18 protein-coding genes and 1 pseudogene are annotated in these 26,280 nt (G+C 74.0%); 8 read left to right on the forward strand and 11 right to left on the reverse strand.

Annotated elements, in window-relative coordinates; translation table 11 throughout:
* The first annotated feature begins 59 nt into the window (after positions 1-59).
* Positions 60-917, forward strand: a complete 858-nt coding sequence (locus ACQ1X7_RS00380; protein WP_432476163.1) for a hypothetical protein — start codon at positions 60-62, stop codon at positions 915-917.
* A 26-nt stretch (positions 918-943) separates the two neighbouring features.
* Here ACQ1X7_RS00380 and ACQ1X7_RS00385 read toward each other — a convergent pair whose 3' ends face one another.
* From ACQ1X7_RS00385 to ACQ1X7_RS00425, 9 genes are all read right to left on the reverse strand, one after another.
* Entirely contained in the window at positions 944-1,426 is a 483-nt protein-coding gene (locus ACQ1X7_RS00385) for a hypothetical protein (RefSeq protein ID WP_432476164.1), read from the reverse strand.
* A gap of 94 nt (positions 1,427-1,520) precedes the next feature.
* Positions 1,521-2,513, reverse strand: a complete 993-nt coding sequence (egtD, locus tag ACQ1X7_RS00390) for an L-histidine N(alpha)-methyltransferase (RefSeq protein WP_432476165.1) — start codon at positions 2,511-2,513, stop codon at positions 1,521-1,523.
* Entirely contained in the window at positions 2,510-3,874 is a 1,365-nt protein-coding gene (gene egtB / locus ACQ1X7_RS00395) for an ergothioneine biosynthesis protein EgtB (RefSeq protein ID WP_432476166.1), read from the reverse strand. Before egtB ends, egtD begins: the two co-directional genes overlap by 4 nt.
* A 111-nt stretch (positions 3,875-3,985) precedes the next feature.
* The gene (locus tag ACQ1X7_RS00400; protein ID WP_432476167.1) at positions 3,986-4,339 is read right to left on the reverse strand and encodes a hypothetical protein; all 354 of its coding nucleotides are present in this window, start codon (positions 4,337-4,339) and stop codon (positions 3,986-3,988) included.
* A gap of 70 nt (positions 4,340-4,409) precedes the next feature.
* Entirely contained in the window at positions 4,410-4,868 is a 459-nt protein-coding gene (locus ACQ1X7_RS00405; RefSeq protein WP_432476168.1) for a pyridoxamine 5'-phosphate oxidase family protein, read from the reverse strand.
* Positions 4,865-8,215 carry a thiol reductant ABC exporter subunit CydD gene (cydD, locus tag ACQ1X7_RS00410; protein ID WP_432476169.1) on the reverse strand — a complete coding sequence of 1,117 codons (3,351 nt, stop codon included), beginning with the start codon at positions 8,213-8,215 and terminating at the stop codon, positions 4,865-4,867. Before cydD ends, ACQ1X7_RS00405 begins: the two co-directional genes overlap by 4 nt.
* Positions 8,212-9,228, reverse strand: a complete 1,017-nt coding sequence (cydB, locus tag ACQ1X7_RS00415; protein WP_432476170.1) for a cytochrome d ubiquinol oxidase subunit II — start codon at positions 9,226-9,228, stop codon at positions 8,212-8,214. The genes cydD and cydB overlap by 4 nt, the downstream gene beginning before the upstream one ends.
* Before the next feature lie 13 nt (positions 9,229-9,241).
* Positions 9,242-10,690 (reverse strand): cytochrome ubiquinol oxidase subunit I, encoded by a 1,449-nt coding sequence (locus ACQ1X7_RS00420; protein ID WP_432476171.1) that lies wholly within the window; start codon positions 10,688-10,690, stop codon positions 9,242-9,244.
* Positions 10,691-10,876: 186 nt separating this feature from the next.
* Entirely contained in the window at positions 10,877-11,773 is an 897-nt protein-coding gene (locus ACQ1X7_RS00425) for a sulfite exporter TauE/SafE family protein (RefSeq protein WP_432476172.1), read from the reverse strand.
* A 220-nt stretch (positions 11,774-11,993) separates the two neighbouring features.
* Between ACQ1X7_RS00425 and ACQ1X7_RS00430 the strand changes: the two genes are divergently transcribed.
* Genes ACQ1X7_RS00430 through ACQ1X7_RS00440 form a run of 3 tightly spaced genes read left to right on the forward strand, consistent with a single transcriptional unit; the run spans position 11,994 to position 15,008 of the window.
* The gene (locus ACQ1X7_RS00430; protein WP_432476173.1) at positions 11,994-12,560 is read left to right on the forward strand and encodes a hypothetical protein; all 567 of its coding nucleotides are present in this window, start codon (positions 11,994-11,996) and stop codon (positions 12,558-12,560) included.
* A 1-nt stretch (position 12,561) separates the two neighbouring features.
* Positions 12,562-13,797: an alpha-hydroxy acid oxidase gene (locus tag ACQ1X7_RS00435; protein ID WP_432476174.1), complete on the forward strand. Its 1,236-nt coding sequence runs from the start codon at positions 12,562-12,564 to the stop codon at positions 13,795-13,797.
* A complete protein-coding gene (locus tag ACQ1X7_RS00440) occupies positions 13,794-15,008 on the forward strand; it encodes an MFS transporter (protein WP_432476175.1) in 1,215 nt (404 codons plus the stop codon). The genes ACQ1X7_RS00435 and ACQ1X7_RS00440 overlap by 4 nt, the downstream gene beginning before the upstream one ends.
* A gap of 103 nt (positions 15,009-15,111) precedes the next feature.
* Here ACQ1X7_RS00440 and ACQ1X7_RS00445 read toward each other — a convergent pair whose 3' ends face one another.
* Together ACQ1X7_RS00445 and ACQ1X7_RS00450 are read right to left on the reverse strand one after the other, a co-directional pair.
* Positions 15,112-16,944: a phosphoenolpyruvate carboxykinase (GTP) gene (locus tag ACQ1X7_RS00445; RefSeq protein ID WP_432476176.1), complete on the reverse strand. Its 1,833-nt coding sequence runs from the start codon at positions 16,942-16,944 to the stop codon at positions 15,112-15,114.
* Between the two features lie 124 nt (positions 16,945-17,068).
* Positions 17,069-17,532: pseudogene (locus ACQ1X7_RS00450) on the reverse strand (DUF6328 family protein).
* A gap of 135 nt (positions 17,533-17,667) precedes the next feature.
* Between ACQ1X7_RS00450 and ACQ1X7_RS00455 the strand changes: the two are divergent.
* The 4 genes from ACQ1X7_RS00455 to recD all read left to right on the forward strand — a co-directional run bounded on the left by ACQ1X7_RS00455 (position 17,668) and on the right by recD (position 26,240).
* A complete protein-coding gene (locus tag ACQ1X7_RS00455) occupies positions 17,668-17,811 on the forward strand; it encodes a GPGG-motif small membrane protein (RefSeq protein ID WP_432476177.1) in 144 nt (47 codons plus the stop codon).
* Positions 17,812-17,899: 88 nt separating this feature from the next.
* Entirely contained in the window at positions 17,900-21,220 is a 3,321-nt protein-coding gene (gene recC, locus ACQ1X7_RS00460) for an exodeoxyribonuclease V subunit gamma (protein WP_432476178.1), read from the forward strand.
* The gene (locus ACQ1X7_RS00465; RefSeq protein WP_432476179.1) at positions 21,217-24,513 is read left to right on the forward strand and encodes a UvrD-helicase domain-containing protein; all 3,297 of its coding nucleotides are present in this window, start codon (positions 21,217-21,219) and stop codon (positions 24,511-24,513) included. Before recC ends, ACQ1X7_RS00465 begins: the two co-directional genes overlap by 4 nt.
* Complete coding sequence (gene recD / locus ACQ1X7_RS00470) at positions 24,510-26,240, forward strand: exodeoxyribonuclease V subunit alpha (protein WP_432476180.1); 1,731 nt, start codon at positions 24,510-24,512, stop codon at positions 26,238-26,240. The genes ACQ1X7_RS00465 and recD overlap by 4 nt, the downstream gene beginning before the upstream one ends.
* The last annotated feature ends 40 nt before the right edge of the window (positions 26,241-26,280 follow it).

Consider the following 26,280-nt stretch of genomic DNA (forward strand, 5'->3'; position numbering starts at 1 on the left):
GGGAGGCTACTGACGCGACCGGGTCGTCGGACAGTGGCCACTCGGACATGATGGGCCGCGTGCGTACGAGGTGGGGAGTCGTCGTGGCGGTCGTGCTGGGTCTGGTGCTCGGGGGGTGCTCGGCGTCCCAGCCAGGACCGTCGTCGTCGGACCAGCCCCAGGTGCGGCTCGGGTTCACCCAGCTGCTCCCCGACGAGGGGACTCGACGCGCGTTGCTCCGCGTCGAGAACGTCTCGGACTCCGAGCTGGCCGTGACCGCCGCCGGGCTCGACTGGGCCGGGTACGGCACCTTCACCTCGCCCCAGGACGCGACCCTCGCGGCCGGCCAGACGCTCGACCTCCAGGTCGTGCTGCCGGTCCCCGACTGCGCATCCGCAGACGCCGCCGAGGATCCGGTGCGCGGGATCGTCCGCACGGCGGCCGGCGAGGTGGCGCAGCCGCTCGAGGGCAGCGGCCAGGTGTTCGTCCGCCGGCTGTACGACACGTGGTGCGCCGACCGGCTCCTGGAGGAGAACGTCGAGATCGGGTACGCGGACGACTGGCGGGTCGCGCCCGGGCAACGCGACGGTGAGCCCGCGGCCGTCGGCACCCTGCTGGTCACCCGGCGGGACGGGACCGACCCGGTCGAGGTCGTCGCGTCGGACGGCACCGTGCTCTACGACCTCCGCGTCCCGACGCCGGTCACGATGCCGCCGTCGGTGCCCGAGGCGCGCCTGCCCGCCGCGATCCTGCCGGGCAACCGGTGCGACGAGCACGCCCGCGGCCAGGCCACCGCAGCGTGGACGCTCGCCCTCACGGTGAAGGTGGGCGAGGGGTCCGACGCGCGTCGGGCTCGGGTCCTGGTGGAGCCGCCGGCCGAGGTCCGTCAGCTGGCCACGCGCGCGCTCGACCAGGCGTGCGTCCTGCGCGCCGGTTGAGCGACGCGGGTGCTGCGTCGCCGGGGTCAGGCCTCGATGCGCTCGCCGTCGAACGTCCCGGAGCCCGTGCCGACCTCGTTGCCCGCGGGGTCGGTCACCGTGAAGGTGAACGAACCGCTGAGCCGACCGTGCCTGGCGGCGCCCGCCAGCCTGAGCTCGATGACCGGCCCCGAGCTGCCCGGTCCGTCGTCGCCGGGGAAGCCGGTCAGCACGGTGGCGCGGAACGACCCGCGTCGACCCGGGCGCCAGGCGCCCGTGAACGGCGGCCCTGCGGGACTGATGTCGTGGACGACACAGACCTGACCGGCCGCGAAGCTGAGGACGGAGACCGTCTCGCTCCCGTCGTCGTTGTGGACCTGCACGCGCCAGCTGCCGGACAGGTGCCCCACACCGCCGGAGTCCCCGGCCGAGGCCGGCGAGGCCAGGGCCACACCCCCCAGGGCGACTCCTCCCGCTGCCATCCCCGCGTTGCGCAGCACGCTGCGCCGTCCTACCGAGTCCTCGATCATGGTCCTCCCCCTCGTCGACTCGACCTCCTGTCGATGCTGCGCCTGCGTCACGGACCTTGGCAAGGGGTGCTGGTTCGTCGACTCGTCGCCCGACTCATCGTCTGCGGGCCAGCGTGAGTGCGAAGTCTCCGTCCGGGTCGGTCCAGGTCGCGGTGACCTCGAACCCCGCGACACCGAGCTCGCGGCGGACGCCGTCGGGGCGGAACTTGGTGGAGATCTCCACCTGGATCTCCTCGCCGAGGCCGACGTCGACGACGAGGTCGGCGCCCGGGATGGACACGCGCTGGGGGACCTCGGCGCGGAGCCGGAGGTCCATCCGCTCGAGGGTCGGGTCCCAGAACGGGACGTAGCGGTAGGCGTCCGGGTCGAAGTCGGCGCCGAGCTCGCGGTTGAGGACGAGCAGGCAGTTGCCGACGAAGGCCGCGGTGAGCCCGCCCGCGTCGTCGTACGCCGCCACCAGCCGGTCGGCGCTCTTGACCAGGTCGGTGCCGAGCAGCAACCACTCGCCCGGCTCGAGGCTGTCGGCCAGGGCGCCGAGGAACGCCGCGCGCTCCTCGACGTAGAGGTTGCCGATGGTGCCGCCGAGGAACGCCACCAACCTGCCCCCGCCCTCGGACGGGTCGCCGTGGGGGAGCTGGCCGAGGTGGAGGGTGAAGTCGCCGACCACGGCCTCGACCGCGACCTCGGGGAAGCGCGCCGACAGGTCGGCTGCCGCCTGGCGGAGCGTCCCCTCGGAGACGTCGAGCGGCACGAAGCGCCGCAGCCGGCCGGTGTCGTGGAGGGCGTCCAGCAGCAGCCGGGTCTTCTCGCTGGTGCCGCTGCCGAGCTCGACCAGCGTCGTGGCGTCGCACGCGGCCGCGATCTCGGCGGCGTGCCGCTGGAAGATGGCCCGCTCGGCCCGGAACGGGTAGTAGGCGTCGAGCCGGGTGATCCGGTCGAACAGCTCGGACCCCCGGTCGTCGTAGAGCCACTTCGGTGGCAGCCGGAGCGGCCGCTCGCCGAGCCCGCGGCGTACGTCGGCGACGAGCGCGCCACTGGCCCAGCCGGGGTCCAGCAGGACCGAGACGACGGGATCGGGTGCGGTCACCCGGCGACCCCGCCCGGTACGCCGCCGTCGGCGAGCCGGACGCCCGTGAGCGCCCAGCGCGAGCGGTGGGGAAAGAAGTTGCGGTAGGTGGCGCGGGCGTGGCCCGGAGGCGTCAGTGCGCAGCCGCCGCGCAGCACCATCTGGTTGGACATGAACTTGCCGTTGTACTCGCCGATCGCCCCCTCGGGCGGCGTGAACCCGGGGTAGGGGTGGTAGGCGGACTGGGTCCACTCCCAGCAGTCGCCGTGGACCTGGCGCAGCCGGGACCCGGCCGGAGCCGGCCCGGCCGGGCGGGGGTGGAAGGTCTGCTGGTCGGCGAGGTTGCCGACGACCGGCTCCTCCTGCCCGTCGGCCACGACCGCGTGCTCCCACTCGGCCTCGGTCGGCAGCCGCTTGCCGGCCCACGTCGCGAATGCGTCGGCCTCGTAGAAGCTGACGTGGCTCACCGGCAGGCCGGGGTTGACCGGCCAGGTGCCGTGGAGCGTGTGCTCCAGCCAGACCCCGTCGTGCCGGGTCCAGTAGAACGGCGCCCGCCACTCCTCGGCCTGCACCTGGGCCCACCCGTCGGACAGCCACAGGTCGGGCCGCTCGTAGCCGCGGTCGGCCATGAACTCCAGCCACTCGCCGTTGGTCACCAGCCGGTCGGCCAGCCGGTAGGGCTCCAGCCACTGCTGGTGGCGCGGCAGCTCGTTGTCGAAGGAGAAGCCCGGGCCGCGGTGGCCGATCTCCACCAGACCGCCCTCGACGTCGACCCAGCCGGCCTCGTCGGGCTCGCACTGCTCGAGGGGGGTGCCGGCGTAGACCGGCTGCAGCGGGTTGCGGGACAGCACGTGCTTGACGTCCATCAGGAGCAGCTCCTGGTGCTGCTGCTCGTGGTGGAAGCCGAGCTCGATGGTCGCGGTCGCCGTGCGGAGCGTGCCCTCGTCGAGGGTCGTCACCAGGTCGCGCACCCGGTCGTCGACGTTGCCGCGGTAGACGCCCACGTCGTGGGCGCCCGGCCGGGTGATCAGGCCCCGGTCTGGGCGGGCGTAGCGCGGGCCGATCGCCTCGTAGTAGCTGTTGAAGAGGAACCAGTACTGGTCCTGGAACGGCGCGAAACGCGGCTCGTGCTCGGCGAGCAGGAACGTCTCGAAGAACCAGGTCACGTGGGCCCGGTGCCACTTGGTGGGCGAGACGTCGGGCATCGACTGGACGGTCTGGTCCTCCGGCGAGAGCGGCGCGGCCAGCGCCTCGGTGTGGCGGCGGACCTCGTCGAAGCGACGGAGAAGCTGGTCGGCGTCCCACTCGGTGACTCCCACCTGCGAGGGCGTCGCGTGCCCGGCTTCGTCCAGATGGGTCTCCGGGGCGGTGGTCGTGCTCATGTCGGCTTCCCTTCGATGTCGGATCAACGCTCGACGTCAACGCACACCTCCACCCTTGCGCAGCGGTCAAGCGTTGTCACCACCCTGCCGGTGGGTACCGACACCGGCCGATCAGCGCAGCACCAGCCACACCCCGATCACGGCCGGCAGGAGGCCGAGCGCCAGCCACGGCGACACGGGACGCCTGCGGTGGATCACCCGCGCGATCACGACCGCCATCACGCCGAAGGCACCGGCCGTCCCACAGACGCCGATCCGGGCGACGGTGTCCTGCTCGGGGAGGAACAGCGCAGCGACGACCAGCCCCACGCACAGGTGCCCGATCGTGGTGACCGCCAGCACCGAGACCACCCACTGCTGCACCCGGGCGAGCCGGGCCGCGGCCTGCGGGTCGGGCGGCCGTCGCGGGGCCGTGGGGTCCATGAGGTGCCGCGCGCGGCGCGGTCCGCTCGGCTGCTCGCTCATCGTCCCCTCCCGGTGGGCCTGGTGACCCCATCCTCCCCGGGCGGGGCTCTCCGGCCCGCATCGGGACCGGTCAGTCGGGCTCGATCGGCACCCGACGGTCCGGACCGCCGCCGGGCAGCAGGGACAGCTCGTCCAGCTCGGCGACGTACAGCCGGAAGCGGCCGTCGCCGGTGACCTCCGAGGCGTCCCATGCGCGGAGCCCCTGCGCGGCGCCGCGTGCGTTGAACGTCGCGAGGTCGTCGGTCACCCGGTCGGCGGGACACTCGCCGGCGCGTCCCCGCCCGTAGAACGCGGTGCCGTGGCCGGGCTCCACGCCCGAGTCGAACACCGTCACCGCCACCCGACCCGTCGCGGCCAGCGCCTGCGAGTGGCGGGTCTCCGGCGAGGACACCCACACCACGGTGGTGAGGTCGCGGTGCGCGAACCAGACGGGGGTCACCCACGGTTCCCCGCCCGCGTCGACGGTGGCCAGCACCACGTAGCGGTTGCCGGCCAGGATGCGACGCGCGGCGTCGGCGTGCTCGCTCACCTGATGAACGTACCCTGTGCGGCTGGGCGCTCCGGTGGCTCCGGTCGGTCCTCGTCCGGGCCCGGCGGGCCCATCCGGACCAGCCCGGTCAGGTGCTCCCGCCCGGCCCGCGCGTGGCCGATCCACAGCACCGCGCGGTCCGAGGGGTCGAGGAGGACCTCCCGGGCCAGCGCTCGCGCCGTGGGGCCGTCGAGGTGGGCCACGGGCTCGTCGAGCACGAGCACGGGATGGCGGGCGAGCAGGGAGCGGGCGACCCCGAGCCGCGTGCGCTCGCCCCCGGAGACCGCGTCGTGGCCATCACCGATCCAGGTGTGGACGCCCTCCGGCAGGCTGCGTACCCACTCGCCGAGCCGCGCCCGCTCCAGCGCGTCGAGCACCTCGTCGTCGGTGGCGTCGGGACGGGCCAGGCGGACGTTCTCCACGACGGTGGTCGCGAAGAGGTACGGCGCGTCGTCGACCAGGCCGACCCGGCGACGGACCTCGTCCGGGGCCAGGCCGGCGAGGTCCGCGCCGCCGAACGTGGCGCGACCGGACGCGGGCGCGAGGTACCGCATCAGCAGGGCCGCCACGGTGCTCTTCCCCGAGCCCGAGGGACCCACCAGTCCGACCCGGTCTCCCGGTCCCAGCTGCAGGGTGACCGGCTGGGTCAGGGGTCCGTCCGGCACCCAGCGCGCACTGGTCGCGTCGAGCAGCACCCGGCTTCCCGCGGGGCACGGTGCGCCGGCCCCGCTGACCGCCGGCCGGCGTCCGAGCAGGGCGGCCAGACGAGCGGCGGCCGTCGCCGTTCGCACCGACAGGGCGCCCGCGTCGGCGAGCGGCAGCGCCACGTCGGCCAGGGCCAGCGGCAGGAGGACCAGCAGTGCGGCCTCGGGCGCCGTGACCTCACCCACCGCCAGCGCCTGCGCCGCGAGGAGCGCGGCGACCGCGATCGCGCCTCCCGCGGCCACGAGCACCAGCGCCCGGCCCCACCCGGCGCCGACCCCGGCGCGGGTGCGGGCGCGGCCGAGGTCCGTCCCGGTCGCCGCGACCCGCTCGAGGGCCGGCCCGTCCGCCTGCCACACCCGCAGCTCGTTCGCCACCTGGACCGACTCCACGACGGCGTCGGAGAGCGTCGCGCGGAGCCTGACCGACTCGCGCTCGGGGCGCGCGGCCGCGAGCCGGGCGACGGCGTACCCGCCGCCCCCCGCCACCAGGGCCATCACGGCGACCGTGACCCCGGCCGTCGGGAGCAGCAGCGCGGACACCGCCGTGGCTGCCACCGCGACCAGGGCGTAGCACCGGAGCGGCATCCGGACGCGCAGCTGCGCGTCCAGGTCGGCGTCGACGTCCTCGACCACCGCTGCGAGTACGTCGCCGCGCCGGCGGCCCAGCCGGGCCGGCACCAGCGGCACGAGGGCGTCGTACACCCGGACCCGGCGCTCCGCGAGCTGGTGCAGCACGGCGTCGTGGGACCACAGCCGCTCGACGTAGCGCAGCACCGGTCGCGCCACGCCGAAGGCGCGGACCGCGGCGACGGCGACCAGGAGGGTCAGCACGGCGGGCTGCGAGGCGGCCTGCACGATCAGCCATCCCGCGGTGGCGGTGAGGGCCACCCCGGAGGCGGAGGCGAGGGCCCCGACGAGGGTGGCGGCGCCGAGCGGCCGCGGCCGCGCTCCCGGTGCCTCGACGGCCGCCACCGGCGGCGCGGTGGCATCGCTGGCGGGGGCCGGGGGCGACGGCGGTGGGGGCAGGGGGGCCGGCAGGGCGACCACCTGGTCGGCGATCTCCCTGAGGGCCGGCGAGTGCGCCACCACCACCACACCCGCGCGCTGGCCCAGGGTTGCGACGACATCGGTGATCACCCGCTCGGTGAGCTCGTCGAGGTGCGCGGTCGGCTCGTCGAGCAGCACCCACGGGCGGTCGGCCACCAGCACCCGTGCCAGGGCCAGCCGGGCGCGCTCACCGGCGGAGAAGCCGGCGCCGTCCTCACCCATGGGGCTGTCCAGGCCGCCGGGCAGGGCGCGGACCCGCTGCTCCAGCGCGACCTCGCGGAGCGCGGCCCAGAGGTCCGCCACGTCGGCGGAGGGGCGGCCCAGGCGCAGGTTGTCGGCGATGCTGCCGCTGACGAAGACCGGCTCCTGAGGAAGCAGCGCGACCCGAGCGCGACGGGTGGCACCGCCGACGTCCCGGCCGTCGAGGTCGGTCACCCGTCCCCCCGTCGGCTCCCGCAGACCGGCCAGGACCGAGAGGAGCGTGGTCTTCCCGCAGCCGGACGGGCCGGTGAGCGCGGTGACCCCTCGTGCCGGTACCACCGCGGAGACCGGCGCGAACGCCGGGACCGTCCGGCCCGGGTGGGTGACGGTCACGTCGCCGAGCACCAGCGCTGCCCCGGCACCCGGAGCGCCGCCGCCGGTCCGGCCGTGCGTGTCGTCGAGCAGGTCGAGCGCCTGCTCGAAGGCGGCACTGCCCTCGGCGGCCGCGTGGAACTCCGCGCCGAGCCGGCGCAGCGGCCAGTACGCCTCCGGTGCGAGCAGGAGCACGACCAGCGCCGTGGGGAGCTCGAGCCCTCCCGTCGCCAGCCGGACCCCGACCGTCACGGCCACCAGCGCGACCGACAGGGTGGCGACGAGCTCGAGCACGGCCGAGGAGGCGAAGGCCAGCCGCAGCGTGCGCACCGTGGCCACCCGGTAACGGTCGCTCACGTCGGCGATGCGCCGGGACTGGGCGGTCGCACGACGGTGGGCGACCAGGGTAGGGAGCCCGCGCACGACGTCCAGGAAGTGGCCGGAGAGCCCGGTCAGTCCCCGCCACTGCTCGGCGGCGCGGTCGCGGGTCGCCAGGCCGACCAGGGCTCCGAAGACCGGCACCAGCGGCACCGTGGCCATCACGATCACGGCACTGAGCAGGTCCTGGGTGGCGATCGCGACCACGGTCAGGGCCGGGAGGATCGCCGCGAGGACCAGGGCCGGCAGGTAGCGCGTGACGTAGGGCTCGGTCGCCGCCACGCCCCGGGTCAGCAGGAGCGCCACGCCCCCGCTCGCCGACGCCGGCTCGCCGCCCCGCTCCAGCACCCGGGCCAGCAGCCGGCCCCGCAGCGCGACGGTGACGGCGGTGGCCGCGCGGCCGGAGGCGAGGTCGCCGACCACTCCGACGAGTCCGCGCAGGGCGAGCACGAGCACGGTCGCGACGCCCCAGGCCGCCAGCCCGCCTCCCCCGCGGACCACGGTGACCACCAGCCCGGTCACCACCCACGCCTGGGCCAGCACCAGCACGCTCGACGTCGCGCCCGCCGCGAGCACCCCGACGAGCGGCCACCGCGCCGTGATGAGCAGCGGCCGCAGCCGCGGATCCCCCGGTCTGAGGCTCATGCCCGGCTGCTCGGGACCGTCTCGGGGATGTGGTGCACCGAGATGCGCTTGCGGAACACCCAGTAGGTCCAGCCCTGGTAGGCGAGCACCAGCGGGGTGAAGAACACGGCCACCCAGGTCATCACGGTGAGCGTGTACGGCGTGGAGGCGGCGTTCGTGGTCGTCAGGCTGGTGCCGTCGGCCAGCGACGTGGGCATCACGTCGGGGAACAGGGCCAGGAACAGGCCGGCCACCGCCACCGCGATGGCGACGAACGTGCCCAGGAACGCCCACCCCTCGCGCCGTCGTACGGCGGCGGCCAGTCCCGCGACCAGGGCGAGCGCGGCGACCACGAAGGCCACCGCCGAGGCCGACGTCCCGGTGTCGACCTGGGTCCACGCCAGGAAGAGCACCGCGCAGACCGCGGCGGCCAGCCCCACCCGGACCGCCAGCGCGCCCGCGCGCTCCCGGATCTCGCCGTCGGTCTTGAGCGCGAGGAACATGGCGCCGTGGGTCAGGAAGAGGGTCAGCGTCGTCAGCCCTCCGAGCAGGGCGTAGGGGTTGAGCAGGTCGAAGAACCCGCCGACGTACTCCAGGTCGGCGTCGATCGGGACGCCGCGCACGATGTTCCCGAAGGCCACGCCCCACAGCAGGGCCGGGACGAACGAGCCGACGACGATCGCGGCGTCCCACCGCCGCCGCCACTCGTCGTCGTCGCGCTTGGCGCGGTACTCGAAGGCCAGGCCGCGGACGATGAGGGCCAGCAGGATCAGCAGCAGCGGCAGGTAGAACCCGCTGAACAGGGTGGCGTACCACTCCGGGAAGGCGGCGAACGTCGCGCCGCCGGCCACCAGCAGCCACACCTCGTTGCCGTCCCACACCGGACCGATGGTGTTGATGAGGACTCGGCGCTCGCGGTCGTCGTGGGCCAGGACGGGCAGCAGCATCCCGACGCCGAAGTCGAAGCCCTCGAGCGCGAAGTAGCCGATCCAGAGCACGGCGATCAGGCAGAACCAGACGGTGGTGAGCTCCATGTCGTGCTCCTGGTCAGTAGGCGAAGGCCAGCGGCCGGTCGTCGGTGTGGGGAGCGGAGGGATCCTCGTCGGGGTCGACCGGGTCGGCCCCGCGACGGATGTAGGTGAGCAGCAGCCGGACCTCGATGAAGGCGAGCACGCCGTACACGAGGGTGAACAGGACGAGGGAGGTGAGCACCTCGGCCGTGCTCACCCCCGGTGAGACCGCCCGCTCCGTGGTCATCAGGCCGAAGACGGCCCACGGCTGCCGGCCCATCTCGGTGAAGATCCACCCGAAGGAGTTGGCGAACAGGGGCAGGAAGGGCAGCGCCACCGCCGCCGCGAGGATCAGCCGGCCCTGCGGCAGCCGGTTCCCGCGGGTCGCCCACAGGATCCAGGCCCCTACGACGAGCCCCGCGAACCCGAGCCCCATCATCAGCCGGAAGGTCCAGTAGGTCACCGGGATCGAGGGCGTGTAGCCACCCGGCGAGTAGTAGGCCGCGCCCGGGTCCTGGCCGTAGGTCTGCTCGTACTGCTCGCGCAGCTCGTTGATCCCGACGACCTCGCCGTCGGTGGTGCCGGTCGCCAGGTAGGACAGCAGGCCGGGGATCTTGATCGAGAAGACCTCCTCGCTGCCGTCGAGGGTGCCGATGGTCAGCACCGAGAAGGCGGCGGGGGCCTCGGTCTCGTACAACGCCTCGGCCGCCGCCATCTTCATCGGCTGGACCTCGGTCATGATCTTGCCCTGCAGGTCGCCCGAGACCACGACGCCGGCGCCACTCACCAGCAGCACCACGGCACCGGTGCGCACCGCCTTGCGGTAGAGGGGGACGTCGGTCTCGGCGTCCGCCGGGGGCACCTGCCGCATCCGCCAGAAGGCGACCCCGACGACGAACGCGGCGCCGGTCATGTAGGCCGCCAGCACCACGTGCGGGAAGGTCACCAGCTGGACCTTGTTGAGCAGCACGGCTCCGAAGTCGTCCATCTCGGCCCGTCCGGTGTCGGGGTTGAACGCGTAGCCGACGGGATGCTGCATCCAGGAGTTCGCGGCGAGGATGAAGTAGGCGGAGAACAGCGTGCCGAGGTGCACCAGCACCATGCAGGCGGCGTGCAGCTTCGCCGGTATCCGGTCCCACCCGAAGATCCACAAGCCGAGGAACGTGGACTCGAGGAAGAACGCGAGCAGGCCCTCGACCGCCAGCGGCGCACCGAACACGTCGCCCACGAAGCGGGAGTAGTCGCTCCAGTTCATCCCGAACTGGAACTCCTGCACGATCCCCGTGACCACGCCGATGGCGAAGTTGATCAGGAACAGCTTCCCGAAGAAGCGGGTGAGCCGGAGCCATGCCGGGTTCCGGGTGCGCAGCCACGCGATCTCGTAGCCGGCGATCATCGCCGAGAGCCCGATGGTGATCGGGACGAAGAGGAAGTGGTAGACGGTGGTGATGGCGAACTGCCATCGAGCGATGTCGGTGGGGTCCACGGGGTGCTCCTCCTCCGCGTGCGCCGGGTCCGGGCACCACGCTAGGAACGCCGGTACGGGCGCCACAAGGCCTTCGTGCCCTCGCCGAGGGACCTTGGTCCCGACGTGCGGAGCGCGTGGCCGCCCGGACGCGAGGCGGCCGGCAGGATGCGAGATCCTGCCGGCCGCCCGTGGTGCTGAGGTGGGTCAGACCCCAGCGAGGGAACCCTCACGCTCGATCGCCCTCGACTTGCGCTCCTGGGCGACCGCCCAGGCGATGCCGGCGATCCACGCGACGGCGATGACGGCGGTGAGGACCCCGACCTGGCCGAGCGTGGCGCCGAACGCCGACTCAGCGATGGTCTTGGTGTTGGTGACGACGATCAGGCCTCCCGCGGCGACTCCGAGGACCCGGGCCGGCAGGTGCTTGACCAGCCATGCCGCGATCGGGGCGGCGATCACGCCACCGGCCAGCAGGGCCAGTGCGTAGGACCAGAGGATCCCCTGGCTGCCCAGCGCGAAGAGGAAGCCGAGCGAGCCACCCACGGCGACCACGAACTCGGAGGTGTCGATGGAGCCGACGACCTTGCGGGGCTCGAGGCGGCCCGACGAGAGCAGCGTGGTGGTGCCGACCGGGCCCCAGCCGCCGCCGCCGATGGAGTCCAGGGTGCCGCCGACCACACCCATCGGCACCAGGAAGCGGGCGTTGGGCCGGGACTTGAAGGTCGGACGGCGGCCGCCCAGGACCAGGAAGCGGTAGATCACGTAGATGCCCAGTGCGAGCAGCAGCCCGGCGACCCACGGCTTGGCGTCGTCGGCCGGCAGGCTGGCCAGGAACGTCGCACCCGCGAAGGCCCCGACGAATCCGGGGACCGCCAGGATCGAGACCGTCTTCCAGTCGACGTTGCCGAGCTTGTGGTGGGAGAACCCGGACACCAGGGAGGTGCCGATCTCGGAGAAGTGGACGGCTGCGGAGGCGGCGGCCGGTGCGACACCGGCGGCCAGCAGCAGGGTGGAGGAGGTGACGCCGTACGCCATCCCCAGGGAACCGTCGACCAGCTGGGCGAGGAGGCCCACGAAGCCGAGCACGATGAGCTTGCGCATGAGGTTGACCCGTTTCTTGATCGGTTGACCTATAACTACTGAACAAGTCGAGATTATGAACATAGTGGACCGCTCGGGTCAACTACCGGCGTGTCGGGTCCGAGGATTTCGAGTCGCGTCACTCGTCCCGTCGCGAGCGCCGGTCGGAGTCGACGCTCCTCAATCCCCTCGCTCTCGTGCCCTTCGCCAGCTCAGGGCACGGCTCGGGCAGGATGGGGACATGACCGGTCTGTCACGGTGGCTGGAGGACCTCAGCACGCTCCAGGTGCTGCTGCTCGTCGCTGCGCTGCTCCTGGGGGGCTCGATCCTCGCGGCGCTGCTCGGTGCGGTGCTGGTCCGGATGGGGATGAGGCGCCCGGCCGTCGTCGAGTGGGCCTCCCGACTCGCCGAGCGGGTCCTCGACCTGGTGAAGCGGCCGCTCACCATCGTGGTGCTCGACGAGGTGGCGGCGGTCATCCAGACCGGTCACTACACCAAGAACATCTCCGACGCGCTCAAGGAGAACCACGACGACCTGAAGGCGATGGTGGCCGAGAAGGTGCGGCAGGACCCCAACGTGCGGCTGATCGGGCGACTTCCCGGCTACGACACCATCGTCAGCGAGGTCAGCGAGACGACGCTGCGGGTGCTGATCGAGATGCTGGAGGACCCACGCATGGACGAGCTGGTCAACGACCTGCTGCGCAACAACCTGACCCAGATCAAGCACGCGGTCCGCACGAGTGCCCACGAGGACGTCGTCCCCCACCCGCCCGCCGACCCGATCCCGCCGCGGCCGAGGAGCTGACGTGGTCCAGCGCCAGCTGCCGCGTCGGCACGACCTCGCGCCGCTGCTCCGGTTCAAGCGTCCGGTGTGGTCGGCGACGGAGCGCCGACTCGCGGCCGCCCTCACCGTCGACGACCTGCGGCGGATCGCGAAGCGCCGTACGCCGCGAGCGGCGTTCGACTACACCGACGGGGCCGCCGACGGCGAGGTGTCGCTGGCCCGCGCCCGGCAGGCGTTCGCCGACGTCGAGTTCCACCCGGCGGTGCTGCGCGACGTCTCGGACATCGACACCTCGCGGGAGGTGCTCGGATCCCGGGTGGCGCTGCCGTTCGGGATCGCCCCCACCGGGTTCACCCGGATGATGCACACCGAGGGCGAGGTCGCCGGCGCCACGGCGGCCGCAGCGGCCGGCATCCCGTTCGCGTTGTCCACCATGGGGACCACCTCGATCGAGGACGTGGCCGCGGCGGCCCCGGCGGGCCGGAACTGGTTCCAGCTCTACATGTGGAAGGACCGCGACCGGTCGATGGCCCTGGTCGACCGCGCGGCCAGGGCGGGCTTCGACACGCTGCTGGTGACCGTCGACGTCCCCGTCGCCGGCGCCCGGCTGCGCGACGTCCGCAACGGCATGACCATCCCGCCCACCCTCACCCCGCGCACCGTGCTGAACGCCGTACCGCGGCCCAAGTGGTGGTTCGACTTCCTCACCACCGAGCCGCTGACCTTCGCCTCGCTCGACTCCTGGTCCGGCACCGTCGCGGAGCTGCTGGACACGATGTTCGACCCGACGGTCACCTACGAGGACCTCGCCTGGATCAAGGACCAGTGGCCGGGAAGGGTCGTGGTGAAGGGGGTGCAGTCGGTCGACGACGCGCGACGCTGCGCCGACCTCGGCGTCGACGCCGTGCTCCTGTCCAACCACGGGGGGCGCCAGCTCGACCGGGCGCCCGTGCCGTTCCACCTGCTGCCCGACGTGGTGGCGGCGGTGGGGGACGACGTGGAGGTGCACCTCGACACCGGCATCACCTCCGGCCAGGACGTCGTCGCGGCGGTCGCGCACGGCGCGACGTTCACGCTCGTCGGGCGCGCCTACCTCTACGGCCTGATGGCCGGTGGGCGCGCCGGCGTCGACCGGGCGGTCGCGATCCTCCGCGGCCAGGTCGAGCGCACCATGCGGCTGCTGGGGGTCGCCACCCTCGACGAGCTCGAGCCCGGGCACGTGACCCAGCTGGTCCGCCTGGAGCCGCGGCGCCGGTGACGGCCGTCGACGCCGCCCCCGACAGCAGGGAGGCCGTGCGCCAGCTGGTGCTGGTGTCGGCCGTCCAGGTGATGGCGGTGGCGACGTGGTTCGCGGCCTCGGCCGCCGCCCCTGCGCTGCGGGCGGAGTGGGACATCGGGCAGGTCGGCGAGGCGCTGCTGACGATCGGCGTCCAGATCGGGTTCGTGGCCGGGGCGCTGGCCTCGGCCGTCACCAACCTCCCGGACCGGGTGCACCCGCCGCGACTGATGGGGATCGGGGCGGCGGTCGCTGCGGTCGCGACGCTCGCGACCGCGCTGGTGGTCGACGGACCGGCCGCGGCGGTGGCGCTGCGCCTGGTCACCGGCGCCGCGCTCGCCCTGGTCTACCCGGTGGGCATGAAGATCGTCGTGAGCTGGTTCGAGGACCGCCGGGGGCTGGCCGTGAGCGTGATGGTCGGGTCGCTGGCGCTCGGCAGCATCTTCCCCCAGCTGATCTCGGGCACCCTCGACGAGGCGTGGCGCACCGCGCTCGTGGTGTCCGCGCTGCTGGCCCTGGTCGCGGCGCTGCTCCAGCGGTGGGTCCGGGTCGGGCCGCTCGTGGGCGCGTCGGAGGGCTTCCGGCCGGCCGCGGTGGTCGACGTGTGGCGGGCGTCGGCGCCGCGGCTGGCCAACCTCGGCTACCTGGGCCACATGTGGGAGCTGTACGCCGTGTGGGCCTGGGCGCCGGCGTACCTCACCGCGAGTCTGGTCGCCCGCGACCAGCCCGCCTCGCGCGGCCTGGTGGGGGTGGTCGTGTTCGTCGCGTTCGGTGTCTGCGGGCTCCTCGGCTGCCTGGTCGCGGGCTGGGCGGGGGACCGGATCGGTCGGGCCCGCGCCGCCACGGCGGCGATGCTGGTCAGCGGGGCGTGCTGCCTGCTCGCGGCGGTCGCGTTCGGCGGCCCGCTGTGGGTGCTCGTGCCGCTGCTGATGGTGTGGGGTGCGTCGGTGATCGCCGACTCCGCGATGTTCTCCGCCTGCCTCGGCACCGTCGTCGACCAGCGGTACGTCGGCACGGCGCTGACCTTGCAGACGGCGCTCGGCTTCCTGCTGACGGTCGTGACGATCCAGCTGGTGCCCGTGGTGGCGTCGGCCGCCGGCTGGCCGGTCGCGGTGGCGCTGCTGTCGGTCGGGCCGCTGCTGGGGTCGATCGCCATGGTGCGGCTGACGCCGCTGCTGCCGGACCGGGTGTGACGGGTCAGCCTCGGGGTTCGTGGGCGAGTCTGGCGGTTGGCGCGGGATGTTTCGGTCACTAACCTCCGGTTTCCCCGGCCGGCCGGGGAAACCGACGGCCCCCTCAGTCCTCCTCGAGCGCCGCCGCCACCCGCCGGTGGGCCTCCCAGATCTCCTGGGGAAGGCCGTCGAACTGGGTGAGGTGGTCCTCGCGGAAGCCCATCTCCTGGCGCCAGCGGTCGAGGTCGAGGGTGAGCACCCGGTCGAGGTCGGCCTGCGGCACCGACAGGCCGGTGAGGTCGAGCTCCTCCTCGGTCGGGAGGATGCCGACGGGCGTCCGCCGACCCGTGACCGACCCGTCCTTGAGCCGCATCAGCCAGAGCAGCGGTCGCAGGTTCTCTCGGTAGCCCGGCCACAGGAAGTGACCGTCGTCGGGATCCTTCTGGAACCAGTTGACGTGGGCGAAGATCGGCCGCTCGGTCGCCGCCCCGACGATCCGCAGCCAGTGGGCGGCGTACTCGCCCTCGGCGTAGGACATGAACGGCCGCATCGACATCGGGTCGTAGCGCAGCTGCCCCTCGACGCCCTCGGCGGCGAAGGTCGCCTCGGCGCCGAGCGTGAGGCCGTCGTAGACACCCTCGGCGAGGTCGGTGATGGCGCGGACCAGCGGCTCCCGGTCCGACGTGCGGCCGCCGAAGATGATGCCGTCGATGGGCACCCCGGCCGGGTCCTCGAAGTCGGGGGCGATGTTCGGGACGTTCGCCAGGGTCGTCGTGAACCGGCTGTTGGGGTGGGCCCACGGCGAGTCGTCGCGCGAGGACCGGTCGGCGATCTTCTCGCCCTTCCAGTCGTGCCAGCCGGTCACGTCGGCCGGCGGTGACGGCGTCTTGCCCTCCCACCACACCTCGTGGGTGTCGGTGTTGTAGGCGACGTTGGTGAACAGCACCCGGGTGCCCTCGGCGACCGACTCCAGCGCCGTCGGGTTGGTGCGCTCGTTGGTGTCCTTGGCGACGCCGAACACTCCGAACTCGGGGTTCATGCCGTACAGCCGGCCGTCGTCGCCGACCCACAGCCACGCGATGTCGTCGCCGTAGAACTCGACGTGGTAGCGGTCGCCGAGCCCGTCGGGCGGGAGCATCATCGCCAGGTTGGTCTTGCCCGACGCGCTCGGGAAACCGCCGCAGATGTGCCACTTCTCACCGGTCTCGCGGTCGGTGATCCCGATCAGCATGAACTGCTCGGAGAGGAACTCGCGGGACGCCCAGCCGTCGTAGGCGGCCTGCCGTAGACCGTGGGCGATCTTGCCGAGCAACGCGTTGCCGCCGTACGACGACCCGAAGTGGAGGATCGTCCGCTCGTCGGCGACGGTCACGAACCAGCGCTGGTCGTCGTCGGTGCCCTGGCCGAGCCGCTCGAGGTCGCCGGTGACGTGGACCGCCCGGACGAAGGTGTCGGGGTCGTCGAGCTCGTTGATCAGGTCGATGCCCACCCGCGCCATCCGGATCATGTGGAGCACGACCGTGCGGTTGTCGGTGAGCTCGACGCCCGCGGCCCACTTCTCCAGTGGCGACCCGGGCGGCGACATCAGGTAGGGGATCACGTACATCGTCTTGCCCTCGAGCTGGCCGCGCATCTTGCCCTCGAGCAGCGGCTTCATCTCCTCCGACGGCCGCCAGTTGTTGTAGACGCCCCGGTCGGAGGGGTTGCCGGTGGCGACCACGGTGCGCTCCTCGGAGCGGGCGGTGTCCTTGTAGTAGGACCGGGAGTAGTAGCGGCCCTCACCGGCCGGCTCGATCTCACCCGCGTCCAGCGCCTCCTGGATCAGCCGCTGGTCGTCGGCCGCGCTGACGACCTCGATCCGTGCCGCGCCGGTGACGTCGGCCCAGTGCGCCACGTAGTCCCGGACTGCCTGGTTGCGCAACCCCGCTGCGTCGAGGGCGCCTTCCACGTCGGCCATCTCGCTCCACCTCTCCGCTGCCCCACGTCGAAGGCAGGCACGTTCCGGCTCGTCTCGTGACGTGGGAGGCACCGTACAAGCCCGACGACGTTCCGGGACAGCAGGGCCATCGGCACCGGTGGCCTCACAGGTCGCGCGAGAGCAGGCGGGGCAGCGCGACCAGCAGCGCGACCGCGAGCAGCCCGGTCACGAGGGCGACCACCTCGGCCGGGGCCCGTCCGACGACCACGTCGACCATGAAGGTGAGCATCCCGACAACGAGCAGCGCGACGCCCGCGAGGCCGACGCGCAGCGCGACCGCCCCGGCAGCGACGACCCGCTCCTTGACCTGCCGTCCGGTGAGCCGGCGGTGGACCGAGATGGCGGTCATGACCGAGAGCGTGGTGAGCACCGCCGTGCACATCAACCCGAGGAACATCCCGCGCTGCACGAGGTCGAGGTCGCCGAACGCGGGCTGGAAGGGCAGGGTGAGCAGGAACCCCCCAGCAGCTGCACGCCCGTCTGCATGACGCGCAGCTCCTGCAGCTGGTCGACCCACAGCCGGTCGAGCCGCTCGTGGGGGGTCTCGTTGCGGATCACGTCCACCATCCGGTCGAGCCTAGCCCTGCCGGCGGTCGCCGCGCGGCGTACGGGCGTTCACCTGTACGGGTGTGGGAGGCCCGTCCCGCGGCTGGGAGGTTGGGCCACGGCCGCCAGATCGGTGGCCGACGGAGGGAGTGACCGATGGAGCTGATCCTGTGGATCCTCGCGGTGATCCTGGTGATCGCCGGTGTGGTGTCGCTGATCCGGGGTGCGGTCCTCATGGGGATCGTGCTGATCGTCGTCGGGCTGCTGGTCGGCCCGGGAGGCGTCAGCGTCTTCACCTGACGCCCGTACCCACCACGCTGTCGGCGGCGGGCCCTATGTTGGGGCCCGTCGCCGACTGGTGTCCGACGGGTCGAGGAGGGTGTGCTGCGTGACGCTGTTCCTCCACCGGGCGCCCCGGGCCGACCTGCTCGCCGACGGTCTCGGTGACCTGCTCTCGGACCCGCTGGCCGACCCGTTCGCCTCCGAAGTGGTCGTGGTCCCGGCCCGGGGGGTCGAGCGGTGGCTCTCCCAGCGGCTCTCCCACCGGCTCGGCGTGGGCGAGGCGGGCCGTGACGGGGTGTGTGCCGGGGTCCGCTTCCTGAGCCCCCACTCGCTGGTGTCGCTGCTGCTGGGCCGCGAGCGCGACGACCCCTGGGACCCCGACCGGCTGGTCTGGCCGCTGCTCGACGTCATCGACGCCGGACTCGACGAACCGTGGGCGGCGACCCTGGCCCGTCACCTCGGCCACGGGCTCGACGGCGCCGAGGCCGACCTGCGCCGGGCCCGCCGGTGGTCGGTCGCGCGGCGGCTCGCCGGCATCCTCGCGTCCTACGCGCGGCAGCGACCGCAGCTGGTGACCGACTGGCGGGAGGGCCGCGCCACCGACGGCGCCGGCGGCGACCTCGACGCCGACCTGGCGTGGCAGCCCGAGCTGTGGCGCCGGCTGCTCGACCGGGTGGACGAACCGCCCCCCGACGTCCGGCACGCCGACACGCTGACCCGGCTGCGGGCGGGCGACCCCACGCTCGACCTGCCCGGGCGGCTCTCCCTGTTCGGCCACACCCGGCTCCCGGTCACCGAGGTCGCGCTGCTCGACGCGCTCGCCGCCCACCGCGACGTCCACCTGTGGCTGCCCCAGCCCTCGCCCGCCCTCTGGGACGCCCTCGCCGGCACGGGCGGGGTCGTCCCCCGGGCCGACGACGACTCCGCCGACCGGGTGGGCCACCCGCTGCTGGCCTCGCTCGGCCGTGACGCGCGCGAGCTCGCCCGGGTGCTCGACGGGGTCGGCGAGCCGCCGGCCCCCGCCCAGGTGCTCGACGAGCGCGCGACGCTGCTGGGCTGGCTGCAGGCCGACCTCCGGGCCAACGCCGCGCCCGCCCCCGACGTCCGCGCGGACCGGGTCCACGCCGCCGACGACCTCAGCCTCCAGGTCCACGCCTGCCACGGCCCGGCTCGTCAGGTCGACGTGCTGCGCGAGGTGCTGGTGGGGCTGCTCGACGACGACCCCACCCTCGAACCGCGCGACATCCTCGTGATGTGCCCCGACATCGAGACCTACGCGCCGCTGATCGCGGCGGGGTTCGGGCTCGAGGGAGTGGTGGCCGACGGCCACCCGGCCCACCGGCTCCGGGTGCGCCTCGCCGACCGTGCGCTGTCCGCCACCAACCCCTTGCTGGCGGTCGCGGCCCGGCTGGTCGAGCTGGCCGGCGGTCGGGTCACGGCGAGCGAGGTGCTCGACCTGGCCGGCACCGACGTCGTACGCCGTCGCTTCGGGTTCGACGACGACGACCTGGAGCGGATCTCCGACTGGGTGGGGGCTGCGGGCATCCGCTGGGGGATCGACGCCGCGTCGCGGGCCGACTTCCGGATGGACCAGTTCGGCCACAACACCTGGCGAGCCGGGCTCGACCGGGTGCTGCTCGGCGCGGCGGTCAGCGGTGACGACCACGTCCACGTCGGCCGTGGCCTGCCGCTCGACGACGTCAGCAGCGGCGACCTCGACCTGCTGGGCAGCCTCGCCGAGCTGCTCCACCGGCTCCAGCGCACCCTCGCCGCCCTCGACCGGGCGGGCTCGGTCGGCGAGTGGATTTCGGCCCTGCGCGAGGGCGTGCTGGGCCTCACCCAGGTCGACCCCGACGTGGCCTGGCAGGTGCCCCAGCTGGAGGGTGAGCTCGCGCGAGCCGTCGACGCGGCCGGCGACGGCGACGCCGTCACCCTCCGGCTGCCCGACGTCCGGGCGCTGCTCCACTCGCGGCTGGGTGGTCGACCGACGCGTGCCAACTTCCGCACCGGCACCCTGACCGTCTGCACCATGGTCCCGATGCGCTCGGTGCCCCACCGGGTCGTGTGCCTGGTCGGCCTCGACGACGCCATCTTCCCGCGGGTGACCACCGTCGACGGGGACGACGTGCTGCTGCGCCGGCCTCTGACGGGGGAGCGCGACGCCCGCAGCGAGGACCGTCAGCTGCTCCTCGACGCGGTCCTCGCCGCCCGCGAGACCCTGGTCGTCACCTACACCGGGGCCAACGAGCACACCGGGCAGGAGCGGCCCCCGGCCGTGCCTCTGGGCGAGCTGCTCGACGCCGCCGACCGCACCACCGCGGCTCCGGTGCGCGAACGGGTACTGGTCCGCCACCCGCTCCAGCCCTACGACGAGCGCAACCTGCGGCCCGGGGCGCTGGTCGGCGAGCGGCCGTTCAGCTTCGACGCCGCTGCCCTCGAGGGGGCGCGAGCGGCGTGGGGTGAGCGCACCCCGGTCCCGCCGTTCCTGCCCGAGCCGCTTCCTGCTCGCGACCCCGACGACGTCAACCTCGCCGAGCTGCGCGAGTTCTTCGGCCACCCGGTGCGGGCGTTCCTCCGCCGTCGCCTCGACGTCACCGGCACCCTCGAGGCCGACGACGTGCGCGACGCGATCCCGGTGGCCCTCGACGCGCTGGAGCAGTGGTCGATCGGCGACCGGCTGCTGCGGGAGGTGCTGGCCGGCGCCGACCCGACCGCGGTCATGACCGCCGAGCTGCTCAGCGGCACCCTGCCGCCCGGAGGGCTGGGGGAGCGGGCGCTCCACGGTGTCGCCGAGGAGGCGCAGCGGCTCTTCGGCCGGACCGCCGAGCTCCGCACCGGCGACCCCCGCACCGTCGACGTCGACGTCGACCTCGGTGCCGGCCGGAGGCTGACCGGCACGGTGTCGGGCGTCTTCGGCTCGCGACTGGTCACCCTCGGCTACTCCCGCCTCAAGCCGCGGCAGCGGCTCCACACGTGGATCGACCTGCTCGCGCTCAGCGCCGCCCACCCCGACGAGCACCTCACCGGCCACGCGGTCGGGCGGGCCCGTGCCGGGCCCCAGCGGGCCCTCTCCGGGCCGCTCGACGAGCGGGCCGCCCAGTGGCTCCGTCAGCTCGTCGACCTGCGCGACCTCGGGCTGCGCCGTCCGCTTCCGGTGCCGATCGCCACCGGCTGCGCGTGGGCCGAGGCCCGGGTGAAGGAGCTCCTGGGGGCCGACATCGACCCCGCCCTCGCGGCGGAGCGCGAGTGGCGGACCGACCCCGACAACCGCTTCGGCATCCCCGGCGAGGACTCCGACGCCTCCCACGTCCGGGTCTACGGACGCCGTGCGCCGGTGCAGCGGCTGCTCGACGACGGTCTGGCCGAGCACGCCTGGACCATCTGGGAGCCCCTGCTCACCGGCGGGGAGCGGGTGGCTGCCCTGTGACCGGTCCCCGTCCCTTCGACATCCGTGCCGACCTGCCCAGCGGCACCACGCTGCTCGAGGCCAGTGCCGGCACGGGCAAGACCTGGACCATCGGCGCGCTGGTGACCCGCTTCGTGGCCGAGGGCGAGGCCCGCCTCGACGAGATGCTGGTCGTCACGTTCGGGCGAGCCGCCAGCCAGGAGCTGCGCGAGCGGGTGCGCGCCCAGCTGGTCGAGGCCGAACGCGCCCTGGGCGACGAGGGTCCGGGTGACGTCCCCTCCGACCTGATCCAGCTGCTGTGCAGCCGCCCGGAGCCCGAACGTCGCGCCGCCCACCGCCGCCTGGTCGAGGCGCTCGCGTCCTTCGACGCCGCCACCATCGCCACCACCCACCAGTTCTGCTCGATGGTGCTGGGCTCGCTCGGCGTCGCCGGCGACACCGACGCCCGGGCCCGGCTGGTCGAGGACCTCGACGAGCTGCTCGGCGAGGTCGTCTCCGACCTCTACCTCCGGGCCTTCGCCTACGACGAGGACGAGCCGGCGTTCTCCTACGCCGAGGCGCTGGCGATCGCCCGGCAGACGGCGCTGGCCGACCCGCAGGCCCGGGTGGAGCCGGCGGGCAGCCCCCGCGACACCGCTCACGGGCGCAAGGTCGCCTTCGCCGAGGCGGCCCGCGCCGAGCTCGACCGGCGCAAGCGGCAGCTCGGGATCCTGTCCTACGACGACCTGCTCAGCCAGCTGGCCGACGCCCTGAGTGACGACGACGCACCGGCCCGGGCGCGGATGCGGCAGCGATGGCGGATCGTGCTGGTCGACGAGTTCCAGGACACCGACCCGGTCCAGTGGCAGGTGCTCGACCGGGCGTTCAGCGGCCACGCCACGATGGTGCTGATCGGTGACCCCAAGCAGGCCATCTACGCGTTCCGCGGCGGAGACGTCGTCACCTACCTCGCAGCCTCCGAGACCTCGCTCGCCCAGCAGACCCTCGACGTCAACTGGCGCAGCGACCACGACCTGCTCCAGTCGTTCCAGGCCGTGCTGCGCGGCGCAGCCCTCGGTGACCCGCGGATCGTCGTCCACGACGTCTCGGCCCACCACGGGGGCCGGCGGCTGGAGGGGGCACCCCACGACCACCCGTTCCGGCTGCGGGTGGTGCGACGCGACCAGTTCGGCCGGCGGGGCAGCAAGCCGCTGACGGTCGGTCAGGTGCGCCCCCACGTCGCGCGTGACCTGGCGTGCGACGTGCACGAGCTGTTGGCGAGCGGTGCGACGTGGAGCGGTCGGCCACTGGAGCCACGCGACGTCGCCGTGATCGCCTACCGGCACGCCGACCTGGCTGCGGCCCAGGCCGCGCTCCGCGAGGTGGGCGTCCCCGCCGTGATCGCGGGGGGCGGCAGCGTGTTCGCGACCGAGGCGGCCGACGAGTGGCTGCTGCTGCTCGAGGGTCTGGAGCAGCCCCACCGCAGCGCGCGGGTCCGGGCGGCGGCACTGAGCTGCTTCGTCGGGCGTACGGCGACCGAGCTCGACCGCGGCGGTGACGAGCTCACCGATGAGGTCGCCGACACCCTCCGCTCGTGGGCCGAGGTGTTCGCGGCCAGGGGGGTCGCGGCCGTGGTCGAGGCCGCGACGGTCGCGGGGCTCCCGGGTCGGGTGCTGTCCCGGGTGGGCGGTGAGCGCCTGCTCACCGACCTGCGCCACATCGGCGAGGCCCTCCACGAGGTGGCGCTCACCGAGCGGCTCGGGCTGGTCTCCGCCCTGGCGTGGCTGCGCGACCAGGTGGCGGAGGGCCGCGGTGGTCGTGGCACCGAGCGCACCCGCCGGCTCGACTCCGACGCCGCAGCGGTGCAGCTCGTGACCATCCACGCCAGCAAGGGACTGCAGTACCCCGTCGTCTACCTCCCGGCGCTCGCCGACCGCAACGTCCCCAAGCCGTCGACGCCGCTCTACCACGACGCCGAGGGCCGACGCTGCGTCGACGTCGGCGGGACCACCGGCGACGGTTGGTCCGACCACGTCTCCCGGTGGGCCCACGAGGAGTCCGGCGAGTGGCTGCGACTCCTCTACGTCGCGCTGACCCGCGCCCAGTCGCAGGTGGTGGCCTGGTGGTCGCCCACCCGCAACACCCCGGCGTCCCCGCTCCACCGGATGCTGCAGGGGCGCCGTCCCGACACCTCCGAGGTGCCCGACACCTTCGGCGACCGCACCGACGACGAGGCGGCCGAGGTCTTCGCACGCTGGGCCGATGCCGGAGGTCCGGTGCCCGAGCCGGCGGTCCCCGCCCCGCTCGCCGGCGAGGTCCCGCTGCCGGGCCCCGCGGGACTGGCCGTACGCCGGTTCGACCGGACCGTCGACACCGAGTGGCGCCGGACGTCGTACTCCTCGCTGGTGAAGGTCGACGGCCTCGCCTCCCCGTCGGTCGGGAGCGAGCCCGAGGAGCAGCCGCGCGACGACGAGCCGCCGCTGCCGGTGCCCGACGATGCCGCCGGGGCGGGCACGCCGTCGCCCATGGCGGGGCTGCCGGTCGGGGCCACCTTCGGCTCCCTCGTCCACGGGGTGCTCGAGCACGCCGACCCCGACGCTCCCGACCTCCGTGCCGAGCTCGCCACCCGGCTCGCCGAGCAGCTGGTCCGCTGGCCGGTCGACCTCGACCGCGACCAGCTGGTCGACGCCCTGGTCGCGGTCCACGACACCCCGCTGGGCTCCCTCACGGGCGACGTGACGCTGCGCGAGGTGCCGCTGGCCGACCGGCTGCGGGAGCTGGAGTTCGAGCTGCCGCTCGCGGGGGGTGACCTCGGTGTGACCGGGGAGGTCACGCTCGGCGACCTCGCGCCGATGCTGCGCCGCCACCTGCCGGCCGACGACCCGGTCCGGGGGTTCGCCGACGCCCTGGCCGAGCCCGCGCTCGGCGGACAGGCGCTGCGCGGCTACCTCACCGGCTCCGTCGACGTGGTGCTGCGGCTCCCCGGCCCGCGCTACGTCGTCGTCGACTACAAGACCAACTGGCTCGGGCCGCGCGACGCCGAGCTCACCGCCGAGGCCTACCGGCCGTCGGCGCTCGCGGAGGCCATGGGCGGCTCCGACTACCCGCTCCAGGCGCTCCTCTACGCCGCCGTGCTCCACCGCTACCTGCGGTGGCGGCAGCCCGGCTACGACCCGGAGGCCCACCTCGGCGGCGTCCTCTACCTCTATCTCCGTGGCCTGTGCGGCCCGGCGACGCCGCTCGTCGACGGCGAGCCGTGTGGCGTCTTCTCGTGGCGGCCGCCGGTGGCGCTGGTGCGTGAGCTGTCCGACCTGCTCGACGGGAGGCGCTCGTGACCGACCTGTTCGAACCGACCGGCGAGGCCGACCCTCGACTGGTCGCCGCCCTCGGGGGCCGGCTCGGCTGGTTCAACCGGGCGGGCGTGCTGTCGGCCGCCGACGTCCACGTCGCCACCCGGACCGGCGACCTCGCCGGGGAACGCGACGAGAAGGTGCTGCTGGCCGCCGCGCTCGCCACCCGCGCCGTACGGACCGGATCGGTCGGCGTCGACCTCGAGACGGTCCGCGACATCGCCCCGGAGCTGCCCTGGCCGGTGGCCGACGAGTGGTCCGCCGCCGTGGCGTCGTCCGCGTTGCTCGGGGCCGGGGTGCTGCGCCAGGAGCTCGGCCTGGTCTACCTCGACCGCTACCACCGCCTCGAGCGCCAGATCGCCGACGACGTGCTGACCCGGACCTCGCAGCCGCCGCCCACCGTCGACGAGGCTCGGCTGGCCGACGCCCTCGCCCGGGTGCGCGGCGGCCACCTCAGCGACGAGCAGGCCGAGGCCGCGCTCGCGGCGTGCCGGCAGTGGACCACCGTCGTCACCGGCGGCCCCGGCACCGGCAAGACCACGACCGTGGCCCGGATGCTGGCGCTGCTCTCGTCCCAGTCCGACCGGCCGCTGTCGATCGCGCTGACCGCGCCCACCGGCAAGGCCGCCGCACGGCTGGCGGAAGCGGTCGACGACGAGCTGCCCGAGGGCTTCGCCGACCGGGTCGGCCGGCCCGAGGCGATGACCCTCCACCGGCTGCTCGGCTGGCGGCCCGACAACCAGACCCGCTTCCGCCACGACCGGCACAACCGGCTCAAGCACGACGTGATCGTCGTCGACGAGTGCTCGATGGTCGACCTGACGATGATGGCCCGGCTGCTCGAGGCGGTCCGGCCGCAGACCCGGCTGGTGCTGGTGGGCGATCCGCGGCAGCTGACCTCGGTCGGCGCCGGTGCGGTGCTGTCCGACCTCGTCGAGGGCCTCCCCGAGGGCCTGGTCCGCGGGCTCTCGCGCAACTACCGGTCCGCGGCCGGCATCCAGGCCGTCGCCGACGCCCTGCGCGACGCGGAGGGCGAGGCCGATGCCGATGCGGTGCTGGCCGCGCTCCGGGCCGGCTCCGACGACGTCGAGCTCGTCGAGACCGACGACCCGGCGCCGGTGCTGCGCGACCGGCTGGTCGGCCACGCGCTCGACGTACGACGGCTGGCGGCCGCCGGGCGTGACCGCGACGCCGTCGCCGCGCTCGCCCGCCACCGGCTGCTGTGCGCCCACCGCGAGGGCCCGCGTGGCGTCCGTACCTGGAACCGCGCGGTCGAGCAGTGGATCGGGGAGGCGACGGGGGAGCCGATCTGGTCGTCCTGGTACGTCGGCCGGCCGCTGCTCGTCACCGCCAACGACCACGCCCTCGAGATCTACAACGGCGAGACCGGCGTCGCGGTGCTCGACGGCGGACGACTGCGTGCGCGGATCGACGGCTCCCGGCGCGGCCTCACCGACCTCGCCCCCGGCCGCCTCGACGCGGTCGACACGATGCACGCGCTCACCATCCACAAGAGCCAGGGCAGCCAGGCCGCCGAGGTCACGGTGCTGCTGCCCGAGGAGGGGTCCCGGCTGCTCACCCGCGAGCTGTTCTACACCGCCGTCACCCGGGCCCAGGACCGGCTCCGGGTGGTCGGCACCGAGGGCGCGGTCCGGGCCGCCGTCGCGGCCCGTGCCCAGCGGGCGACGGGGCTGCGGCAGCGGCTGCGCTGACGGCGTTCACCGGCTGGACCGGCGAAACAGGGGCGCAATC

This window comes from Nocardioides sp. GXQ0305 (assembly GCF_050880345.1).
Lineage (GTDB): Bacteria > Actinomycetota > Actinomycetes > Propionibacteriales > Nocardioidaceae > Nocardioides.

Bases quoted from the DNA above. Each gene is read 5' to 3' on its own strand.
- cydB (WP_432476170.1), bottom strand. From the start codon at position 9,228: ATGGAGCTCACCACCGTCTGGTTCTGCCTGATCGCCGTGCTCTGGATC.
- egtB (WP_432476166.1), bottom strand. From the start codon at position 3,874: ATGAGCACGACCACCGCCCCGGAGACCCATCTGGACGAAGCCGGGCAC.
- ACQ1X7_RS00455 (WP_432476177.1), top strand. From the start codon at position 17,668: ATGGAGCTGATCCTGTGGATCCTCGCGGTGATCCTGGTGATCGCCGGT.
- ACQ1X7_RS00385 (WP_432476164.1), bottom strand. From the start codon at position 1,426: ATGATCGAGGACTCGGTAGGACGGCGCAGCGTGCTGCGCAACGCGGGG.
- ACQ1X7_RS00445 (WP_432476176.1), bottom strand. From the start codon at position 16,944: ATGGCCGACGTGGAAGGCGCCCTCGACGCAGCGGGGTTGCGCAACCAG.
- ACQ1X7_RS00400 (WP_432476167.1), bottom strand. From the start codon at position 4,339: ATGAGCGAGCAGCCGAGCGGACCGCGCCGCGCGCGGCACCTCATGGAC.
- ACQ1X7_RS00430 (WP_432476173.1), top strand. From the start codon at position 11,994: ATGACCGGTCTGTCACGGTGGCTGGAGGACCTCAGCACGCTCCAGGTG.
- cydD (WP_432476169.1), bottom strand. From the start codon at position 8,215: ATGAGCCTCAGACCGGGGGATCCGCGGCTGCGGCCGCTGCTCATCACG.
- ACQ1X7_RS00425 (WP_432476172.1), bottom strand. From the start codon at position 11,773: ATGCGCAAGCTCATCGTGCTCGGCTTCGTGGGCCTCCTCGCCCAGCTG.